We start from the raw sequence: 15,467 nt of genomic DNA, 5'->3' as shown, positions 1-15,467 counted from the left end.
CTATGAGCTTCGGCGCAGTACGCGCACCGAACGCAACCCGATGCCTCCGACGACCGTCCCCAATACGAAGGAGACGACGGCGAGCAGCAGGTGCACCCAGAAGTACGCCGTGGGGTCGCCGTCCTCGAAGGCGAGCCCGCTGCTGTCCTTGATCAGGTTTTTGACGAAAGTGATCCAGATGATCCAGCTCCACACCCCGAAAGCGAGCAGGAACCAGGAGACGGGGCGGCTGAGCTTCATGGTTTCAGTATCGCCGCACGCTGTCCTGAACCGTGCGCGGGGTGGGGAGGGGGGTGGGAAGGGCCCGCTCCCGGGAGGTACGTTCTCGCTCGTGCCCGCACCCAAGAAGGCCCTCAGGCGAACCCTGTCGGTCACCTCCGCCTCCCTGACCGCACTCGCCGTGCTCTCCCCCGCCGCCCTCGCGGCCCCCGACCCCTCGAAGAGCCCGACGCCCACTCCCCCCGCGTCGATGTCGACCATGGGCGGCGCGCGGCTGGGGAAGCCGGGCACGCAGGTGGACCTGGCGGGCGGGGCGCCGGTGCTGCCCAAGGACATCACCGCCCGTTCCTGGATCGTGGCCGACGCCGAGTCCGGCGACGTGCTCGCCGCGCACAACGCGCACTGGCGGCTGGCCCCGGCGAGCACCCTGAAGATGCTGTTCGCCGACACGCTGCTGCCGAAGTGGCCGAAGACCACCGAGCACAAGGTGGAGGTCTCCGACCTCGCGGGCATCGGCGCCGGCTCCAGCCTGGTCGGCGTCAAGGAGGAGGAGACCTACACCGTCCACGACCTGTGGCTCGGGGTCTTCCTGCGCTCCGGCAACGACGCCGTGCACGTGCTGTCCGCGATGAACGGCGGCGTCGACAAGACCGTCGCGGACATGAACGAGCACGCCGAGGAGCTCCAGGCCCTCGACACCAACGTGGTCAGCCCCGACGGTTACGACGCGCCGCACCAGGTCTCCTCCGCGTACGACCTGACGCTGTTCGCGCGCTCGGGGCTCCAGAAGAAGGACTTCCGCGAGTACGCCTCGACGGTCCGCGCGAAGTTCCCCGGCCAGACGGAGAAGGACAAGAAGGGCAAGACGACCCGTACCCCCTTCGAGATCCAGAACACCAACCGGCTCCTGGCCGGCGACTCGGACATGGAGGTCTACCCGGGCATCGCGGGCGTGAAGAACGGCAACACCACCAATGCGGGCGCCACCTTCACCGGCGTCGCCGAACGGAACGGCAAGGTGCTGCTCGTCACGGTGATGAACCCGGCCAAGGACGAGCACAACGAGGTCTACAAGGAGACGGCCCGCCTGTTCGACTGGGGCTTCGCGGCGGCCGGGAAGGCGCGGCCGGTGGGCGAGCTGGTCCGGCCGAAGAGCGCCGCACAGGCGAGCCCCGGGCCGGACGCCTCCGGAGAGGCCGGCGGCACCGGGAAGGGCGCGGCGGGCACCGGGCCGGTGGCGGGCGCGACGGCCTCGGACGGCTCCGGCGGGGTCGGGATCGCGGCCGGTGTCACGGCGGGGGTGCTGGTGCTGCTGGCCGGCGGCGCGTTCCTGGTCAACCGGAAGTGGCCGCTGCCGGACCTGGTCCGCCGCCGGACCCGCCCGTGACGTCAGGGGCGTCGGCACCGTCGCCGTCGTCCCCGCTCCCGGCCTCCTGCGCCTTGCTCCCGGTCGCCGTCCAGGAGGCCGCGAACAGCAGCAGCTTCGAGGTGAAGTTGATCCACAGCAGCAGGGCCACGGGGACGCCGAAGGCGCCGTACATGCTCTTCGCCGCGACCCCCTGGATGTAGCCGCTGATCAGCAGCTTCAGCAGTTCGAAGCCGATCGCGCCGATCAGCGCCGCGACGACCAGACGGCGGCGCTCGGGGTGGACGCCGGGGAGCAGCGTCAGCACGTACAGCAGCAGGAGGAAGTCGGCGAGGACGGCCACCGCGAAGGCGGCGATGTAGAGCAGGACGCCGCCGACGCCGCCCTCGGCCAGGCCGATCGAGCGGATGATCCAGCCCACCAGCGCCGAGGCGACGGTGGAGATGGCGACGGTGATCAGCAGCGCGCCGCCGAGACCGATCAGCACGCCGGCGTCCTTGGCCCGGTGCAGGACCGGGTTCTCCTCCTCGTCGGGCAGCTCCCAGACGGCGCGCAGACAGCCCCGGGTGGCCTCGACCCAGCCCATGCCGGTGAAGAGCAGCAGCAGGCCGGAGATGAGGCCGACGGTGCCGGCGTTGTCCACCAGGCCCTGGATGTTCAGCTGGTCGGCGATGCCGGGGATCTGCTCGGCGATCTTGTCCTGGAGCTGGTCCTGCTGCTCCTTGCTGAGCGTGGCGGCGGCCACGGCGGCGGCCAGGCTCAGCAGCGGGAAGAGCGCGACGAAGCTGGTGAAGGTCATGGCGGCGGCCAGCCGTGCCCACTTCACCCGGTCGAGCCGTTCGTACGAGCGCCACGCGTGCGTGGTCATCAGGCGCGCGATCCACGGTCCCACGAGGGGGAGCTTCTTCAGCCAGTCCATGATCCGACCCTGCCCCCGCTCGTCCCGGTCCATGATCTCGTCGGGCCACCGGATCCGTCTGCGGCCCGGAAGACCAGTGTTCTTGTGCCCCAGAAGCGCAGGATCGTGCCCAGGACCATGCCGATTCCGGCGCCGGAGACGGTGTCGGCGCGCTGTGAGGTGAGGCCGAGGCCGTAGTGGCTGACGGTCAGGCACAGCAGTTGCACGCCGGCACCGGCGAGGTTCACCGCGACGAACACGGCGCAGGGGCGCAGTCCCCGGGGGCGGGTGTGCCGGTAGGTGCCCAGCGCGTTGCCCGCGTACGCCACCGCGCAGCCGGCCACGAAGGACAGCGTCTTGGCGCCGAGCGGACCGAGGCCCGCGGGACCGCGCAGGCAGGTGAAGAGGCCGAGGTCGACGGCGTAGGCGAGCAGGCCCACGGAGGCGAAGCCGGCCAGCTCGCGCCGGTCGGCTACCAATTGGCCACCGCCAGGCCGTACATCGCCACCCAGACCACGCCGATCAGCGCGAGCGCCCGGTCGCGCAGGACGACGTCCTCGGGTTCGCCCGCGGTGCCGCGGTCGGCGAAGACGGCGTAGCGCAGGACGGCGAGGACGAAGGCGACCATGGACAGCTGGCGCCAGGGCAGCACGCTGGTGTGCGGGACGCCGCCCTCCTCCATGGCCCACAGGCAGTAGCCGAGGACGGCGACACCGGCCGCGAGCTGCCAGACGAAGCGGAGGTAGCCGGTGGTGTACTCGGTGAGCAGCGCGCGGGTGGCGCCCGCCTGCCCGGCCATCTGGACGGCCTCGGAGTACCGCTTGGCGGCGACCATGAACAGCGCGCCGAAGCCGGTCGTGATGAGGAACCAGCGCGACAGGGGGATGCCGAGCGCGAGTCCGCCGATCATCGCCCGCATCAGGAAGCCGGTGGTGACGACGGCCAGGTCGACGACGAGGACGTGCTTGAGGGTGACGCAGTACGCCAGTTGCATCGCGAGGTAGGCGGTCAGCAGGGCCGCGACGGACGGCGGGCACAGCCAGGCCGCGACGAGGGGCGCGAGAACGCCCAGGAGGCCGCCGACGGCGTACGCGAGCGGCACCGGGACCTGTCCGGCCGCGACCGGGCGGTGCCGCTTGACCGGGTGGGCGCGGTCGGCCTCGGCGTCGCGGGCGTCGTTGACGAGGTAGACGGCGGAGGCGCAGGCGGTGAACAGCACGAAGACCAGGGCGAGCCGGCTCAGCGCGGGCACCGAGAACAGCTCGCCCGCGGCGGCCGGGGCGGCGACGACCAGGACGTTCTTGACCCACTGGCGGGGGCGTGCGGTCCGGAGCAGGCCGCTCAGCACGCCCTTCGCGCGGGGCGTCGCGGGCTCCCCCGGCCGCTGCGGGGCGCGTTGTCCCAGGACGGCCGTGTCAGTCACGGGTGCCTCCTCGCATCCAGCGGGCGCCGAGCCGGGCCGTGAGCGCGCCCAGGGCCGCGCCGGCCGCGACGTCCGAGGGGTAGTGGACCCCGACGACCAGCCGAGAGGCGCACACCGCGGCGGCCAGCGGCCGGACCGCGGGCACGCCGAGCGCGCCGAAGGCGACCGCGGCGGCCGCGGCCGAGGTGGCGTGGGAGCTGGGGAACGAGTGCCGTCCGGCGGTGCGCACCAGGGGCACGACGTGTGCCGGGCGCGGACGGCGCACGACCCGCTTCAGGGCCATGCTGACGACGTGGGCGCCCGCGGTGAGCGCGGTGCCGCGCAGCCAGGCCCCCCGCCGCGCGCGGTCCACTGCGGCTCCGGCGAGACCCGCGGCGAGCCACAGGGCCGCGTGCTCCCCGGCCCAGGACAGGGCGCGTGCGGCGCCGGCCACGCGCGGGTCCGTGCCGCAGGCTCTGAGCGCCGTGACGATCCGGTGGTCCATGTCGTCGAGGTCGTCCATGCCGACTCACTGTTCCCGCCCGCCGGACCGGAAGGACGGCACGATCGAGCGACATACCATTAATCACCCGTTTCGGGTATATGCGTCACGTTTTGGAACTAATCGTTCGCACAGGGGCGATACGGTCACCGGCATGTCTGCCGACACCGACTGGGGTCCCGTCACCGGCTGGGGCCGCACCGCGCCCACCGCGGCCCGTCTGATCCGCCCGCGGACGTACCAGGAGGCCGCCCTGGCCGTCCGGGACTGCGGGGCCCGCGGCGGCATCGCGCGGGGGCTGGGACGGGCGTACGGGGACGCCGCGCAGAACGCGGGGGGCGCCGTGCTGGACATGACCGCCCTGGACCAGGTGCACGCCGTCGACGTCGCCGGCGGCACCGTGCTCTGCGACGCGGGCGTCTCCCTGCACCACCTGATGGAGGTGCTGCTGCCGCTCGGCTGGTTCGTGCCGGTGACGCCCGGCACCCGCTACGTCACGGTCGGCGGGGCGATCGGCGCGGACATCCACGGCAAGAACCACCACGTGTCGGGGTCCTTCGCGCGGCACGTGGTCTCCTTGGAGCTGCTCACCGCCGACGGCGGGGTCCGCACCGTCACCCCGGGCACGCCCCTGTTCGACGCGACCGCCGGAGGCATGGGCCTGACCGGGGTGATCCTCACCGCGACGCTGCGGCTCCACCCGGTCGAGACCGCGCTGATGTCCGTCGACACCGAGCGCGCCGACGACCTGGACGACCTGATGGCCCGTCTGACGGCCACCGACCACCGCTACCGCTACTCGGTCGCCTGGATCGACCTCCTCGCGCGCGGCAGGGCGACCGGCCGCGCGGTGCTCACCCGCGGCGACCACGCCCCGCTGGACGCCCTGCCCGCCCGCTCCCGCGCACGGCGGGCGCCGCTGGCCTTCCGCACCTCCCGCCTCCCGGCCGCCCCCGACCTCGTCCCCGACGGGCTCCTCGGCCGGACCACGGTGGGCCTGTTCAACGAGGTGTGGTACCGCAAGTCCCCCCGGTTCAGCCGGGGCCGGCTCCAGCGGATCTCCACCTTCTTCCACCCCCTGGACGGCGTCCCGCACTGGAACCGGATCTACGGCCGCGGCGGCTTCGTGCAGTACCAGTTCGTCGTCGGCGAGGGCCGGGAGGACGCCCTGCGCCGGATCGTGCGGCGCATCTCGGACCGCCGCTGCCCGTCCTTCCTCGCCGTCCTCAAGCGGTTCGGCGAGGCCGACCCGGGCTGGCTCTCCTTCCCCGTGCCCGGCTGGACCCTGGCCCTGGACATCCCGGCGGGCCTGCCCGGCCTCGGCACCTTCCTGGACGAGCTGGACGAGGAGGTCGCGCGGGCGGGCGGCCGGGTCTACCTCGCCAAGGACTCGCGGCTGCGGCCCGAACTGCTCGCCGCGATGTACCCGCGCCTCGACGACTTCCGCGCGCTGCGCGCGGAGCTGGACCCGCGCGGGGTGTTCGTGTCCGACCTGGCCCGCCGCCTCACCCTCTGACCCCTCTGGAGCTGTCGTGAAGGACGCCTTCGGCCTCCCCCAGTCCCTGCTCGTCCTCGGCGGTACGTCCGAGATCGCGCTCGCCACCGCACGCCGTCTGGTGGCCCGCCGCACCCGCACGGTGTGGCTGGCCGGCCGGCCCTCCCCCGCCCTGGACGCGGCCGCCGAGCAGCTGCGCGGCCTCGGCGCCGAGGTGCGCACCGTCGCCTTCGACGCGCTCGACCCCGAGTCCCACGAGGCGGCGCTCGGCAAGGTCTTCGCCGAGGGCGACGTCGACCTGGTGCTGCTGGCCTTCGGCATCCTGGGCGACCAGGCGCACGACGAGCGCGAGCCGCTGAACGCCGTGCGGGTCGCGCAGACCAACTACACCGGCGCGGTCTCGGCCGGCCTGGTCAGCGCCCGCGCGCTCCAGGCGCAGGGCCACGGCTCCCTGGTCGTGCTCTCCTCGGTGGCCGGCGAACGGGCCAGGCGCGCCAACTTCATCTACGGCTCCAGCAAGGCCGGCCTGGACGCCTTCGCGCAGGGCCTCGGCGACGCGCTGCACGGCACGGGCGTGCACGTCATGGTCGTACGCCCCGGGTTCGTGCGGTCGCGGATGACCGCCGGGATGGAGGAGGCGCCGCTCGCCACGACGCCCGAGGCCGTCGCCACGGCGATCGAGCTGGGGCTGCGGCGGCGCTCGGAGACGGTGTGGGTGCCCGGCGCGCTGCGGGTGGTGATGTCGGCGGTGCGGCACCTGCCGCGGACGCTGTTCCGGCGGCTGCCCGTGTGACGTCCGGCCGCCGGGTGGGCTCGGATCACCCGCCGGGCAGCGAGCCGCTCTCCACGCGCCCGGCCTGCGGGGGCACCGTGGCGCTGCCGAAGGGGAACTCGCGCAGCTTGCGCCACACTCCGTCGGGACCCTGCTCGTAGAGCGCGAAGCCCGTGCAGGACCACTGGGCGGCGTAATCGGACAGCTCCTCGTAGGCGCGGTCCATCGCCGCTTCCTCGATGCCGTGCGCCACCGTGACGTGCGGGTGGTACGGGAACTGCAGTTCGCGTGCAACGGGACCGGACGCGTCGCGCACCCGCTTCTGGAGCCAGGAGCAGGCCGCGGCGCCCTCGACCACCTGGACGAAGACCACGGGCGACAGCGGACGGAAGGTCCCGGTGCCGGACAGCCGCATCGGGAAGGGCCGGCCGCGCGCCGCCACCTCCGCAAGGTGCGCCTCGACCGCGGGCAGCACGCTGCCGTCGACCTCGGTCGGCGGCAGCAGGGTGACGTGCGTGGGGATGCCGTGAGCAGCGGCGTCGCCGAAGCCCGCGCGCAGCTGCTGGAGCTGGCTGCCGTGAGGCTCCGGGACCGCGATCGACACGCCGATCGTTACGGTCCCCACGTCGTCTCCCGTCGTTACGTGTCACTCGTCGTATGTGTCGTTGTGTCGGACACCCGGCTATCGACTGTACGGCCACGACCGTGTCCGGGGCAGGCGCAACCGGAGTGATGTGCAGCGCTACGGCGGCGTGCCGGGGCGCACGGCGGGGCCGGGACCAGGGCGGGGCGGTGGCCCCGGGTCAGTGCTTGGCGGGCAGGAAGCCCACCATGTCGTACGTCCGCGAGAGGGTCTCGGCGGCGACGGCGCGTGCCTTCTCGGCGCCCTTGGCCAGGATCGAGTCCAGCGTCTCCGGGTCGTCCAGGTACTGCTGGGTGCGCTCCCGGAACGGGGTCACGAACTCGACCATGACGTCGGCGAGGTCCGTCTTGAGTGCGCCGTAGCCCTTGCCGACGTACTTCTCCTCCAGCTCGGCGATCGCCGTGCCGGTGAGCACCGAGTAGATCGACAGGAGGTTGCTGACGCCCGGCTTGTGCTCGCGGTCGAAGCGGATCACGGTGTCCGTGTCGGTGACCGCGCTCTTCACCTTCTTCGCGGTGGCCTTGGGCTCGTCCAGGAGGTTGATCAGGCCCTTCGGCGTGGACGCCGACTTGCTCATCTTGATCGACGGGTCCTGGAGATCGTAGATCTTCGCCGTCTCCTTGAGGATGTACGGGGAGGGCACGGTGAACGCCTCGCCGAAGCGGCCGTTGAAGCGCTCGGCCAGGTCGCGGGTCAGCTCGATGTGCTGGCGCTGGTCCTCGCCGACCGGGACCTCGTTGGCCTGGTAGAGCAGGATGTCCGCGACCTGGAGGATCGGGTACGTGAACAGGCCGACGGAGGCGCGTTCGGCGCCCTGCTTGGCGGACTTGTCCTTGAACTGGGTCATGCGGCCGGCCTCGCCGAAGCCGGTGAGGCAGTTCATGATCCAGGCGAGCTGGGCGTGCTCGGGGACGTGGCTCTGCACGAAGAGCGTGCAGCGGTCCGGGTCCAGGCCGGCCGCCAGGAGCTGGGCGGCGGCCAGCCGGGTGTTGGCCCGCAGTTCCTTCGGGTCCTGCGGGACCGTGATCGCGTGCAGGTCGACGACCATGTAGAACGCGTCGTGGGTCTCCTGGAGGGCCACCCACTGGCGGACGGCGCCGAGGTAGTTGCCGAGGTGGAACGAGCCTGCGGTGGGCTGGATTCCGGAGAGCACGCGGGGCTGGTCATTCGCCATGCCCATCATTCTCTCAGAGAGATCGGCGGGTTCTGTGCGTGGGGAACTGCGGGCCGTTCGTGGCTGGTCGCGCCCACGCGGCGGCAGCCGCACATCGACACGGCCCCGCGCCCCTGACGGGGCGCTCTCAGCCCAGGTCGATCTCCGGGTACAGGGGGAAGCCCGCCACCAGGTCCGTCGCCCGCTGGGCGATCTCCTCCGCCACCTTCTCGTCCAGGACGTGGGACGCCTTCGACGGGGCGCCCGACTTCGTCGTGCCCTGTTCCGTGGTCGTCAGGACGCGGTCGATCAGGCCCGCGACCTCGTCCATCTCCGCCGTGCCCAGGCCGCGGGTGGTGAGGGCCGGGGTGCCGATGCGGATGCCGGACGTGTACCAGGCGCCGTTCGGGTCGGACGGGATGGCGTTGCGGTTGGTGACGATGCCGGAGTCGAGGAGGGCGGCCTCGGCCTGGCGGCCGGTGAGGCCGTAGGAGGACGCCACGTCGATCAGGTTGAGGTGGTTGTCCGTGCCGCCGGTGACCAGGGTGGCGCCGCGCCGCATCAGGCCCTCGGCGAGGGCGCGGGCGTTGTCGACGATGCGCTGGGCGTAGTCCTGGAACGCGGGCTGCCTGGCCTCGGCGAGGGCGACGGCCTTGGCGGCCATGACGTGCGGGAGCGGGCCGCCGAGCACCATCGGGCAGCCGCGGTCGACCTGGTCCTTGAGGGAGTCGTCGCACAGGACCATGCCGCCGCGCGGGCCGCGCAGCGACTTGTGGGTGGTCGTCGTCACGATCTGGGCGTGCGGGACCGGGTCGAAGTCGCCGGTGAGGACCTTGCCCGCGACGAGGCCGGCGAAGTGCGCCATGTCGACCATGAGGGTCGCGCCGACCTCGTCGGCGATCTCGCGCATGATCCGGAAGTTCACCAGACGGGGGTACGCCGAGTAGCCCGCGACGATGATCAGCGGCTTGAACTCGCGGGCGGAGGCGCGCAGGGCCTCGTAGTCGATGAGGCCGCTGGCCGGGTCGGTGCCGTAGGAGCGCTGGTCGAACATCTTGCCGGAGATGTTGGGACGGAAGCCGTGGGTGAGGTGGCCGCCGGCGTCCAGGGACATGCCGAGCATCCGCTGGTTGCCGAAGGCCTGGCGCAGCTCGGCCCAGTCCGCGTCGGTCAGGTCGTTGACCTGGCGGGCGCCCGTCTTCTCCAGGAAGGGCACCTCGACGCGGGCGCCGAGGACGGCCCAGAAGGCGACCAGGTTGGCGTCGATGCCGGAGTGCGGCTGGACGTAGGCGTGCCGGGCGCCGAAGAGTTCGCGGGCGTGCTCGGCGGCGAGGGACTCGACGGTGTCGACGTTGCGGCAGCCGGCGTAGAAGCGGCGGCCGATGGTGCCCTCGGCGTACTTGTCGCTGAACCAGTTGCCCATCGCGAGGAGGGTGGCCGGGGAGGCGTAGTTCTCCGAGGCGATCAGCTTGAGCATCTCGCGCTGGTCGGCGACCTCCTGGCCGATGGCGTCGGCGACGCGGGGCTCGACGGCGCGGATCGCTTGCAGCGCGGCGCGGTAGGCGACGGACTCGGGGGTGAGGTCTGCGGACACGGGGGCCTCCGGACGTTGGAATCAGCGTTCAGGTCGGCCCAGGCGCTCGGCACTTGTCCTTCGGGCCGCTTCCCGATGGTTCATCCCATCCTTGCGCGCCAGTCACGGCCCGGGGCCAGGCTACCGGAAAGCGTCTGCGGGGTAGCTGTCCGTCGCGGAGTGCGGCTTCGTCGTGGCTGGTCGCGCCCACGCGGCGGAGCCACACATGCCACAGCCCCGCGCCCCCAGGGGGCGCTCATCCAACCGGCGCTCAAAGGATCACGTGGGGCAGGAACCTGGCGTACTCGTCGGTCACGAGTCCTGACGACTCCCGTATGCCCAGGCCCGCCGACTCGTTCTCCACCACCCAGGCGCCCAGGACGACGCGGTTGCCGTCGAAGTCGGGGAGGGGGGCCAGTGCCTGGTAGCAGCACGGCTCGTCGCGGGAGGCGGGGGCGGTGCCCGGTTCGTGGATCGTGACGCCCGCGCCCTCGCGGCCCAGCAGGGGCTTGGCGACCCAGCCGGTGGTGCGGGACAGCTCGCGGGGGCCGTCCAGGTAGGCCGGCAGGAGGTTGGGGTGGTCCGGGTACAGCTCCCAGAGGATGGCCAGCAGGGCCTTGTTGCTGAGCAGCATCTTCCAGGCGGGCTCGATCCACAGGGTGGTGCCCGTGCCGCCGCCGTTGTCGAGGGTGTCCAGGACGTGGCCGGCGAAGCGGTCGGTGGTGAGCCACTCCCAGGGGTAGAGCTTGAAGAGGCTGCGGATGAAGCGCAGCTTGTTGTCGACGAAGCGGCCGGAGAGGCGGTCCCAGCCGATCTCCTCCATGGAGATCCAGTCGGTCTCCAGGCCGGCCTGTTCGGCGGTCTCCTTGAGGTAGGCGACCGTCATCAGGTCCTCGCCGAGTTCGTCGTCCGAGGAGTGCGCGAAGTACAGGGGGTTGCCGGGCGGGAGCAGCGCGGCCTGCTTCTTCCAGGCGTCGACCAGGCGCTCGTGCAGGCTGTTCCACTGGTCGGCGCCGGGGAAGCACTCCTCCATCCAGAACCACTGCGGGGACGCGGCCTCGACCAGGGAGGTCGGGGTGTCCGCGTTGTACTCCAGGAGCTTGGCGGGCCCGGTGCCGTCGTAGCGCAGGTCGAAGCGGGCGTAGACGGAGGGGAGTTCGGCGCGGCGGTGCCAGGCCTCGGTGACCGCCCGGACGATACGGGGGTCGGTGATGCCCAGGTCGGCGAAGCGGTCGTGGGTGACGATGTGCTCGGCGGCGGCCAGGCACATGCGGTGGAGTTCCTCGACGACCTCCTCCAGCGCCTCGACCTCCGGCAGGGAGAAGACGTAGTGGGCGCTCTCGTCCCAGTAGGGGCGCAGGGAGCCGTCGGGGTAGCGGGTCAGGGGGTAGATCAGGCCCTGTTCCTCGACGGTCTCCTGCCAGCCGGTGCGCGGGGTGATGGTGCGGCGTTCCACGCGCTCAGCCTCCGCCGCTGCCGCCCGAGCAGCCGAAGCCGCCCCGGTCCACGGCCTCGGACCGGCTGAAGGTGCCGTCGTCGGCCCAGCCGCCGCTCACGTCGGCGTCGTAGTACCAGTCGGCGTCGGCCGAGGTCCGCTTCTTGCCGCCCTTGCCGTACGAACTGCCGGAGGAGCCCGACTTGCAGTTCTTGTCGGAGACGACCTTGTAGCCGTTGAGGTAGTCGTAGCTGTCGCGGTCCACGCACCGGCGGTCGGGGTCCGAGCCGCATGCGCTCAGGGCCGCCGCGAGCATTCCCATGCCACCGAGCACCACGGTGCTCGACCGCAGCCGTCGCCGGGTCTCTGCCATTTCCTCGTCTCCCCGTTGTCCGTGCGGTTGTACGACAGTTGGGCCGATCGAGTGTACGGCCCCCGTCGCGGGTGGACTTTACGGCAGCGCCCGGCACAGGGCGTCCAGGGCCCCCGCCCAGGCGTGGTCGGGCGGGGTGCCGTAGCCGACGACGAGGGCGTCCAGCGGGGGGACGTCGGCGTCGGGGTGCCGGAACATGGAGAGGCCGTGGACCGCGAGTCCGTGCCAGGCGGCGGCGCGGACGGTCTGCTTCTCGGTGCCGGGCGGCAGTTCGAGGACGGCGTGGAGTCCGGCGGCGATGCCGGTGACGCGGACACCGGGCGCCCGTTCGGCGAGGGCGGCGACCAGGGCGTCGCGGCGGCGCCGGTAGCGCAGGCGGGCGGAGCGGACGTGGCGGTCGTAGTCGCCGGAGCCCAGGAACTCGGCGAGGGTCAGCTGGTCGAGGACGCCCGGGGTGCGGCCCGCCATGCCGTCCATGACCTCCTCGACGAGCGCGGGCGGCAGCACCAGCCAGCCCAGGCGCAGGCCGGGGGCGAGGGACTTGCTGGCGGTGCCGAGGTAGACGACGCGGTCGGGGTCGAGGCCCTGGAGGGCGCCGACGGGCTGGCGGTCGTAGCGGAACTCCCCGTCGTAGTCGTCCTCCAGGACCAGTCCGCCGGTGCGGCGGGCCCAGTCGATCAGCGCCGTCCGGCGCTCGGGGAGCAGCGGAAGGCCGAGGGGGAACTGGTGGGAGGGGGTCAGCAGGACCGCGCCCGCGGCGGCCGCGTCGTCGGGCGGGAGGGTGCCGCGGTCGCCGAAGGGCAGCGGGGGCGTGTCACAGCCCGCTCGCCGGAGCAGCCGGCGGTGGTGGGGCAGGCCGTAGGACTCGACGGCGACGGCGTTCCCGGCCCGGCGGCGCAGCAGTTCGGCGAGGACGCCGAGGCCGCCGAGGAAGCCGGCGCACACCACGATCCGGTCGGGGTCGGCGTGCACGCCCCGCGCGCGGGACAGGTATCCGGCGAGCGCCGTGCGCAGTTCCACGCGGCCGCGTGGGTCGCCGTAGCCGAGGGCCTGGTCGGGGGCGGCGGACAGGGCGCGGCGGGCGGCCCTGAGCCACTGGGCGCGGGGGAAGGAGGCGAGTTCGGGCGTGCCGGGGACGAGGTCGTAGGCGGGGCGGCCCGGCTCGCGCGGGTGGGGTGCCGGGCGGTGTGCGGGGGCGGCAGGCGTGCGGTCGGCGACCCGGGTGCCGGAGCCCTGCCGGGCGGCGAGCCAGCCCTCGGCGATCAGGTCGGCGTAGACCTCGGCGACCGTGTTGCGGGCCACGCCCAGGTCGGCGGCGAGCGAGCGGGAGGAGGGCAGCCGGGTGCCGGGGGCCAGCCGGCCGCCGCGGACGGCCTCGCGCAGCGCCTCGGTGAGGCTCCGGCGCAGGCCGGGGCCGGAGCGGTCCAGATGCAGGTCGACGCCGAAAGTGGCCCAAGATTTCGCCATGGGAATGGACCATACCCCTGGGCTGCCTCACTTCTACGCTCGCTGGCATGACGACGAACGAGAACACCACCGCCACCGCCCCCGAGCCCTTCGCCGCCGAGCACGCACCCCGGCTGGAGTGGGCCAAGCACGCACCCGAGGTCTGGAAGGCGATGCTCCGCCTGGACAAGGCCGCCACGCAGGGGCTCGACCCGAAGCTGGGGGAGCTGGTGAAGATCCGCGCCTCCCAGCTGAACCACTGCGCCTTCTGCCTGGACATGCACACCAAGGACGCGCTGGCGGCCGGGGAGAGCGTGGAGCGGATCGTGCAGCTCGCCGCCTGGGACGAGTCGCGGCACTTCTACACGGAGAAGGAGCTGGCGGCGATCGAGCTCACCGAGGCGGTGACGGTGCTGACTGGGGGCGCCTCCCAGACGAAGTCTGGGGGAGGCTTCGTGCCGGACGCGGTGTACGAGAAGGCCGCCGCGCACTTCGACGAGCCGGAGCTGGCGCAGCTGATCGCCGCGATCACGGTGATCAACGCCTGGAACCGCTTCGGGGTGACCTGCCGGCTGACGCCGGGGCACTACACGCCCGGCCAGTACGCGTGACGGCCCGTACGACCCGTCTGGACGCCGGCGTCCGTTCGGCGCTCCAGGGGATGGGCGCGGCCGCCAAGCGGGGCCTCGGTGACGCCGGACTCGCCGAGCTGGTGCAGATCCGCGCCTCGCAGCTCAACCACTGCGCCTTCTGCCTCGACATGCATCTGGGCCTCGCCCGCGAGCACGGGGTGAGTGAGCGGCAGCTGGATCTGCTCGCCGCGTGGGAGGAGGCCGGTGAGGTCTTCGACGCGCGGGAGCGGGCCGCGCTGGCGCTGACCGAGGCGGTGACGGTGCTGACCGGGGGCTTCGTGCCGGACGCGGTGTACGAGGAGGCCGCGCGGCACTTCGACGCCGACGGGCTGGCGCACCTGCTCGGGCTGATCGCGGCGATCAACAGCTGGAACCGGCTCATGGTCGCGCGGCGGATTCCGGCGGGGAGCACGCGGTGGTGACGACCGGCGCCGAGCGGTTCCGATCCGGGGCCGGCTGAACGCTCGCGCGCCCCGGGGAGGGCCCCTCGCCCGCCGTACTCGGCGGACTCGGGGCCACCCGGGTCACGTTCGGGCCGGGTCTCCGGCGGCACGCCGTGGGGGCGGTGCGGGAGATCGCGGCACGGCTGACGCGGTGAGGCTCAGGACAGCCACTCCTTCCAGACGGACTCGTGGCCGTCCACCCACTTCTTCGCCGCCTCCTCGGGCCGCATCTTCTGCTCGGCGATCATCAGGGAGACCTGGTTCTGGTCCTCGGTCGTCCACTTGAACCTCTTGAGGAGGTCCGCCGCCTTGCCGCCCTTCTTCGCGAAGTCGGCGTTGAGGTACTTCTGGAGCGGGGTGACCGGGTAGGCGCAGTCGACCTTCTCCGGGTCGGCGTCGCAGCCCTCCTTGTACGGGGGCAGCTTCACCTCGGTCATCGGGACCTTCTCGAACAGCCACTGAGGCGTGTACCAGTAGCTGAGGAAGGGCTTCTTCTCCTTGGCGAACTGCTTGATCTGGGTGATCTGGGCGGCCTCGGAGCCCGCGAAGACGACCTCGTAGTCCAGGTCCAGGTTCTTCACCAGGGCCTTGTCGTTGGTGACGTAGGACGGGGAGCCGTCCATCAGCTGGCCCTTGCCGCCGCTCTCCGCGGTGCGCAGCAGGTCGGCGTACTTGTTGAGGTTCTTCCAGTTGGTGACGTCCGGGTGCTTCTTCGCGAAGTACGTCGGGACGAACCAGCCGATGTGCCCGGTGACGCCGAGGTCGCCGCCGGGGGCGATGGTCTTCTTGTCCTTGACGTACCGCTGCTCCTGCTCGGGGTGGCCCCAGTCCTCCAGGATGGCGTCGACGCGGCCCTGGCTGAGCGCGTCCCAGGCGGGGACCTCGTCGACCTGGACGGTGTCGACGCGGTAGCCCAGCTCGTGCTCCAGCAGGTACTGGGCGACGGCCACGTTGGCCTGGGCGCCGACCCAGGACTGCACGGACAGGGTGACGGTCTTCGCGCCCTGGGCGTTGGCGAACGGGGACGCCTGCTTGGTCATGTCGGCGGCGCCGCAGCCGGTGAGCAGGGTCAGCGCGGCGGCCGAGGCGACGGCCGCGGTGGTACGTACGCGCAT

17 protein-coding genes, 1 pseudogene and 1 riboswitch are annotated in these 15,467 nt (G+C 72.5%); of the genes and pseudogenes, 6 read left to right on the top strand and 12 right to left on the bottom strand.

Translation table 11 applies throughout. The features are described 5' to 3' along the window. Positions 1–240, bottom strand: a complete 240-nt coding sequence (locus OIE75_RS23355; RefSeq protein ID WP_122615862.1) for an SCO4848 family membrane protein — start codon at positions 238–240, stop codon at positions 1–3. Positions 241–331: 91 nt separating this feature from the next. Here OIE75_RS23355 and OIE75_RS23350 point away from each other — a divergent pair, with 91 nt between their 5' ends. Then, a complete protein-coding gene (locus OIE75_RS23350; protein WP_329472033.1) occupies positions 332–1,606 on the top strand; it encodes a D-alanyl-D-alanine carboxypeptidase family protein in 1,275 nt (424 codons plus the stop codon). On the opposite strand, the gene OIE75_RS23345 is transcribed toward OIE75_RS23350, so the two are convergent. The 4 genes from OIE75_RS23345 to OIE75_RS23330 are packed head-to-tail and all read right to left on the bottom strand — an operon-like array spanning position 1,554 to position 4,408. Further along, on the bottom strand, positions 1,554–2,504 hold the full coding sequence (locus tag OIE75_RS23345; RefSeq protein WP_329472032.1) for a YihY/virulence factor BrkB family protein: 951 nt from the start codon (positions 2,502–2,504) through the stop codon (positions 1,554–1,556). The two genes, OIE75_RS23350 and OIE75_RS23345, sit on opposite strands and share 53 nt — an antisense overlap. After that, positions 2,492–2,962 (bottom strand): GtrA family protein, encoded by a 471-nt coding sequence (locus OIE75_RS23340; RefSeq protein ID WP_307014717.1) that lies wholly within the window; start codon positions 2,960–2,962, stop codon positions 2,492–2,494. Before OIE75_RS23340 ends, OIE75_RS23345 begins: the two co-directional genes overlap by 13 nt. Then, complete coding sequence (locus tag OIE75_RS23335) at positions 2,956–3,906, bottom strand: decaprenyl-phosphate phosphoribosyltransferase (protein ID WP_307014716.1); 951 nt, start codon at positions 3,904–3,906, stop codon at positions 2,956–2,958. The genes OIE75_RS23340 and OIE75_RS23335 overlap by 7 nt, the downstream gene beginning before the upstream one ends. Beyond that, positions 3,899–4,408, bottom strand: coding sequence for a phosphatase PAP2 family protein (locus OIE75_RS23330; protein ID WP_122615857.1), 510 nt, complete (start codon positions 4,406–4,408; stop codon positions 3,899–3,901). Before OIE75_RS23330 ends, OIE75_RS23335 begins: the two co-directional genes overlap by 8 nt. Positions 4,409–4,541: 133 nt before the next feature. Here OIE75_RS23330 and OIE75_RS23325 point away from each other — a divergent pair, with 133 nt between their 5' ends. After that, positions 4,542–5,903 carry an FAD-binding oxidoreductase gene (locus OIE75_RS23325; protein ID WP_307014714.1) on the top strand — a complete coding sequence of 454 codons (1,362 nt, stop codon included), beginning with the start codon at positions 4,542–4,544 and terminating at the stop codon, positions 5,901–5,903. A gap of 16 nt (positions 5,904–5,919) precedes the next feature. After that, a complete protein-coding gene (locus tag OIE75_RS23320; RefSeq protein WP_122615855.1) occupies positions 5,920–6,675 on the top strand; it encodes a decaprenylphospho-beta-D-erythro-pentofuranosid-2-ulose 2-reductase in 756 nt (251 codons plus the stop codon). A gap of 25 nt (positions 6,676–6,700) precedes the next feature. Here OIE75_RS23320 and OIE75_RS23315 read toward each other — a convergent pair whose 3' ends face one another. The 6 genes from OIE75_RS23315 to pdxR form a co-directional block, all read right to left on the bottom strand. Next, positions 6,701–7,279: a 2'-5' RNA ligase family protein gene (locus OIE75_RS23315; RefSeq protein ID WP_329472031.1), complete on the bottom strand. Its 579-nt coding sequence runs from the start codon at positions 7,277–7,279 to the stop codon at positions 6,701–6,703. A gap of 178 nt (positions 7,280–7,457) precedes the next feature. Then, complete coding sequence (gene trpS / locus OIE75_RS23310) at positions 7,458–8,471, bottom strand: tryptophan--tRNA ligase (protein ID WP_307014710.1); 1,014 nt, start codon at positions 8,469–8,471, stop codon at positions 7,458–7,460. Between the two features lie 127 nt (positions 8,472–8,598). Next, entirely contained in the window at positions 8,599–10,044 is a 1,446-nt protein-coding gene (locus OIE75_RS23305) for a glycine hydroxymethyltransferase (protein ID WP_329472030.1), read from the bottom strand. Between the two features lie 29 nt (positions 10,045–10,073). Next, positions 10,074–10,160: riboswitch (ZMP/ZTP riboswitch) on the bottom strand. A gap of 134 nt (positions 10,161–10,294) precedes the next feature. After that, positions 10,295–11,479, bottom strand: coding sequence for a glutathionylspermidine synthase family protein (locus OIE75_RS23300; protein WP_329472029.1), 1,185 nt, complete (start codon positions 11,477–11,479; stop codon positions 10,295–10,297). Between the two features lie 4 nt (positions 11,480–11,483). After that, positions 11,484–11,831, bottom strand: a complete 348-nt coding sequence (locus tag OIE75_RS23295; protein ID WP_307014706.1) for a hypothetical protein — start codon at positions 11,829–11,831, stop codon at positions 11,484–11,486. A 78-nt stretch (positions 11,832–11,909) separates the two neighbouring features. Further along, positions 11,910–13,298 (bottom strand): MocR-like pyridoxine biosynthesis transcription factor PdxR, encoded by a 1,389-nt coding sequence (pdxR, locus tag OIE75_RS23290; protein ID WP_307014705.1) that lies wholly within the window; start codon positions 13,296–13,298, stop codon positions 11,910–11,912. A gap of 47 nt (positions 13,299–13,345) precedes the next feature. On the opposite strand from pdxR, the gene OIE75_RS23285 reads away from it, so the two are divergent. From OIE75_RS23285 to OIE75_RS23275, 3 genes and pseudogenes are all read left to right on the top strand, one after another. Next, the gene (locus OIE75_RS23285) at positions 13,346–13,888 is read left to right on the top strand and encodes a carboxymuconolactone decarboxylase family protein (protein WP_329472028.1); all 543 of its coding nucleotides are present in this window, start codon (positions 13,346–13,348) and stop codon (positions 13,886–13,888) included. Further along, positions 13,885–14,331: a carboxymuconolactone decarboxylase family protein gene (locus OIE75_RS23280; protein ID WP_307014703.1), complete on the top strand. Its 447-nt coding sequence runs from the start codon at positions 13,885–13,887 to the stop codon at positions 14,329–14,331. Before OIE75_RS23285 ends, OIE75_RS23280 begins: the two co-directional genes overlap by 4 nt. Positions 14,332–14,375: 44 nt before the next feature. Continuing rightward, positions 14,376–14,507, top strand: a pseudogene (locus OIE75_RS23275) (isocitrate lyase/phosphoenolpyruvate mutase family protein); the annotation flags it as partial. Positions 14,508–14,510: 3 nt separating this feature from the next. Here the strand turns inward: OIE75_RS23275 and OIE75_RS23270 are convergent. After that, a complete protein-coding gene (locus tag OIE75_RS23270) occupies positions 14,511–15,467 on the bottom strand; it encodes an ABC transporter substrate-binding protein (RefSeq protein ID WP_307014702.1) in 957 nt (318 codons plus the stop codon).

It is taken from the genome of Streptomyces sp. NBC_01723 (assembly GCF_036246005.1).
Classification (GTDB): domain Bacteria; phylum Actinomycetota; class Actinomycetes; order Streptomycetales; family Streptomycetaceae; genus Streptomyces.
Note: the sequence above shows the minus strand (reverse complement) of the source record. Positions and strands in the feature narration are given on the sequence as shown.

Bases quoted from the DNA above. Each gene is read 5' to 3' on its own strand.
- trpS (WP_307014710.1), bottom strand. From the start codon at position 8,471: ATGGCGAATGACCAGCCCCGCGTGCTCTCCGGAATCCAGCCCACCGCA.
- OIE75_RS23285 (WP_329472028.1), top strand. From the start codon at position 13,346: ATGACGACGAACGAGAACACCACCGCCACCGCCCCCGAGCCCTTCGCC.
- OIE75_RS23325 (WP_307014714.1), top strand. From the start codon at position 4,542: ATGTCTGCCGACACCGACTGGGGTCCCGTCACCGGCTGGGGCCGCACC.
- OIE75_RS23295 (WP_307014706.1), bottom strand. From the start codon at position 11,831: ATGGCAGAGACCCGGCGACGGCTGCGGTCGAGCACCGTGGTGCTCGGT.
- OIE75_RS23345 (WP_329472032.1), bottom strand. From the start codon at position 2,504: ATGGACTGGCTGAAGAAGCTCCCCCTCGTGGGACCGTGGATCGCGCGC.
- OIE75_RS23355 (WP_122615862.1), bottom strand. From the start codon at position 240: ATGAAGCTCAGCCGCCCCGTCTCCTGGTTCCTGCTCGCTTTCGGGGTG.
- pdxR (WP_307014705.1), bottom strand. From the start codon at position 13,298: ATGGCGAAATCTTGGGCCACTTTCGGCGTCGACCTGCATCTGGACCGC.
- OIE75_RS23270 (WP_307014702.1), bottom strand. From the start codon at position 15,467: ATGCGCGTACGTACCACCGCGGCCGTCGCCTCGGCCGCCGCGCTGACC.
- OIE75_RS23330 (WP_122615857.1), bottom strand. From the start codon at position 4,408: ATGGACGACCTCGACGACATGGACCACCGGATCGTCACGGCGCTCAGA.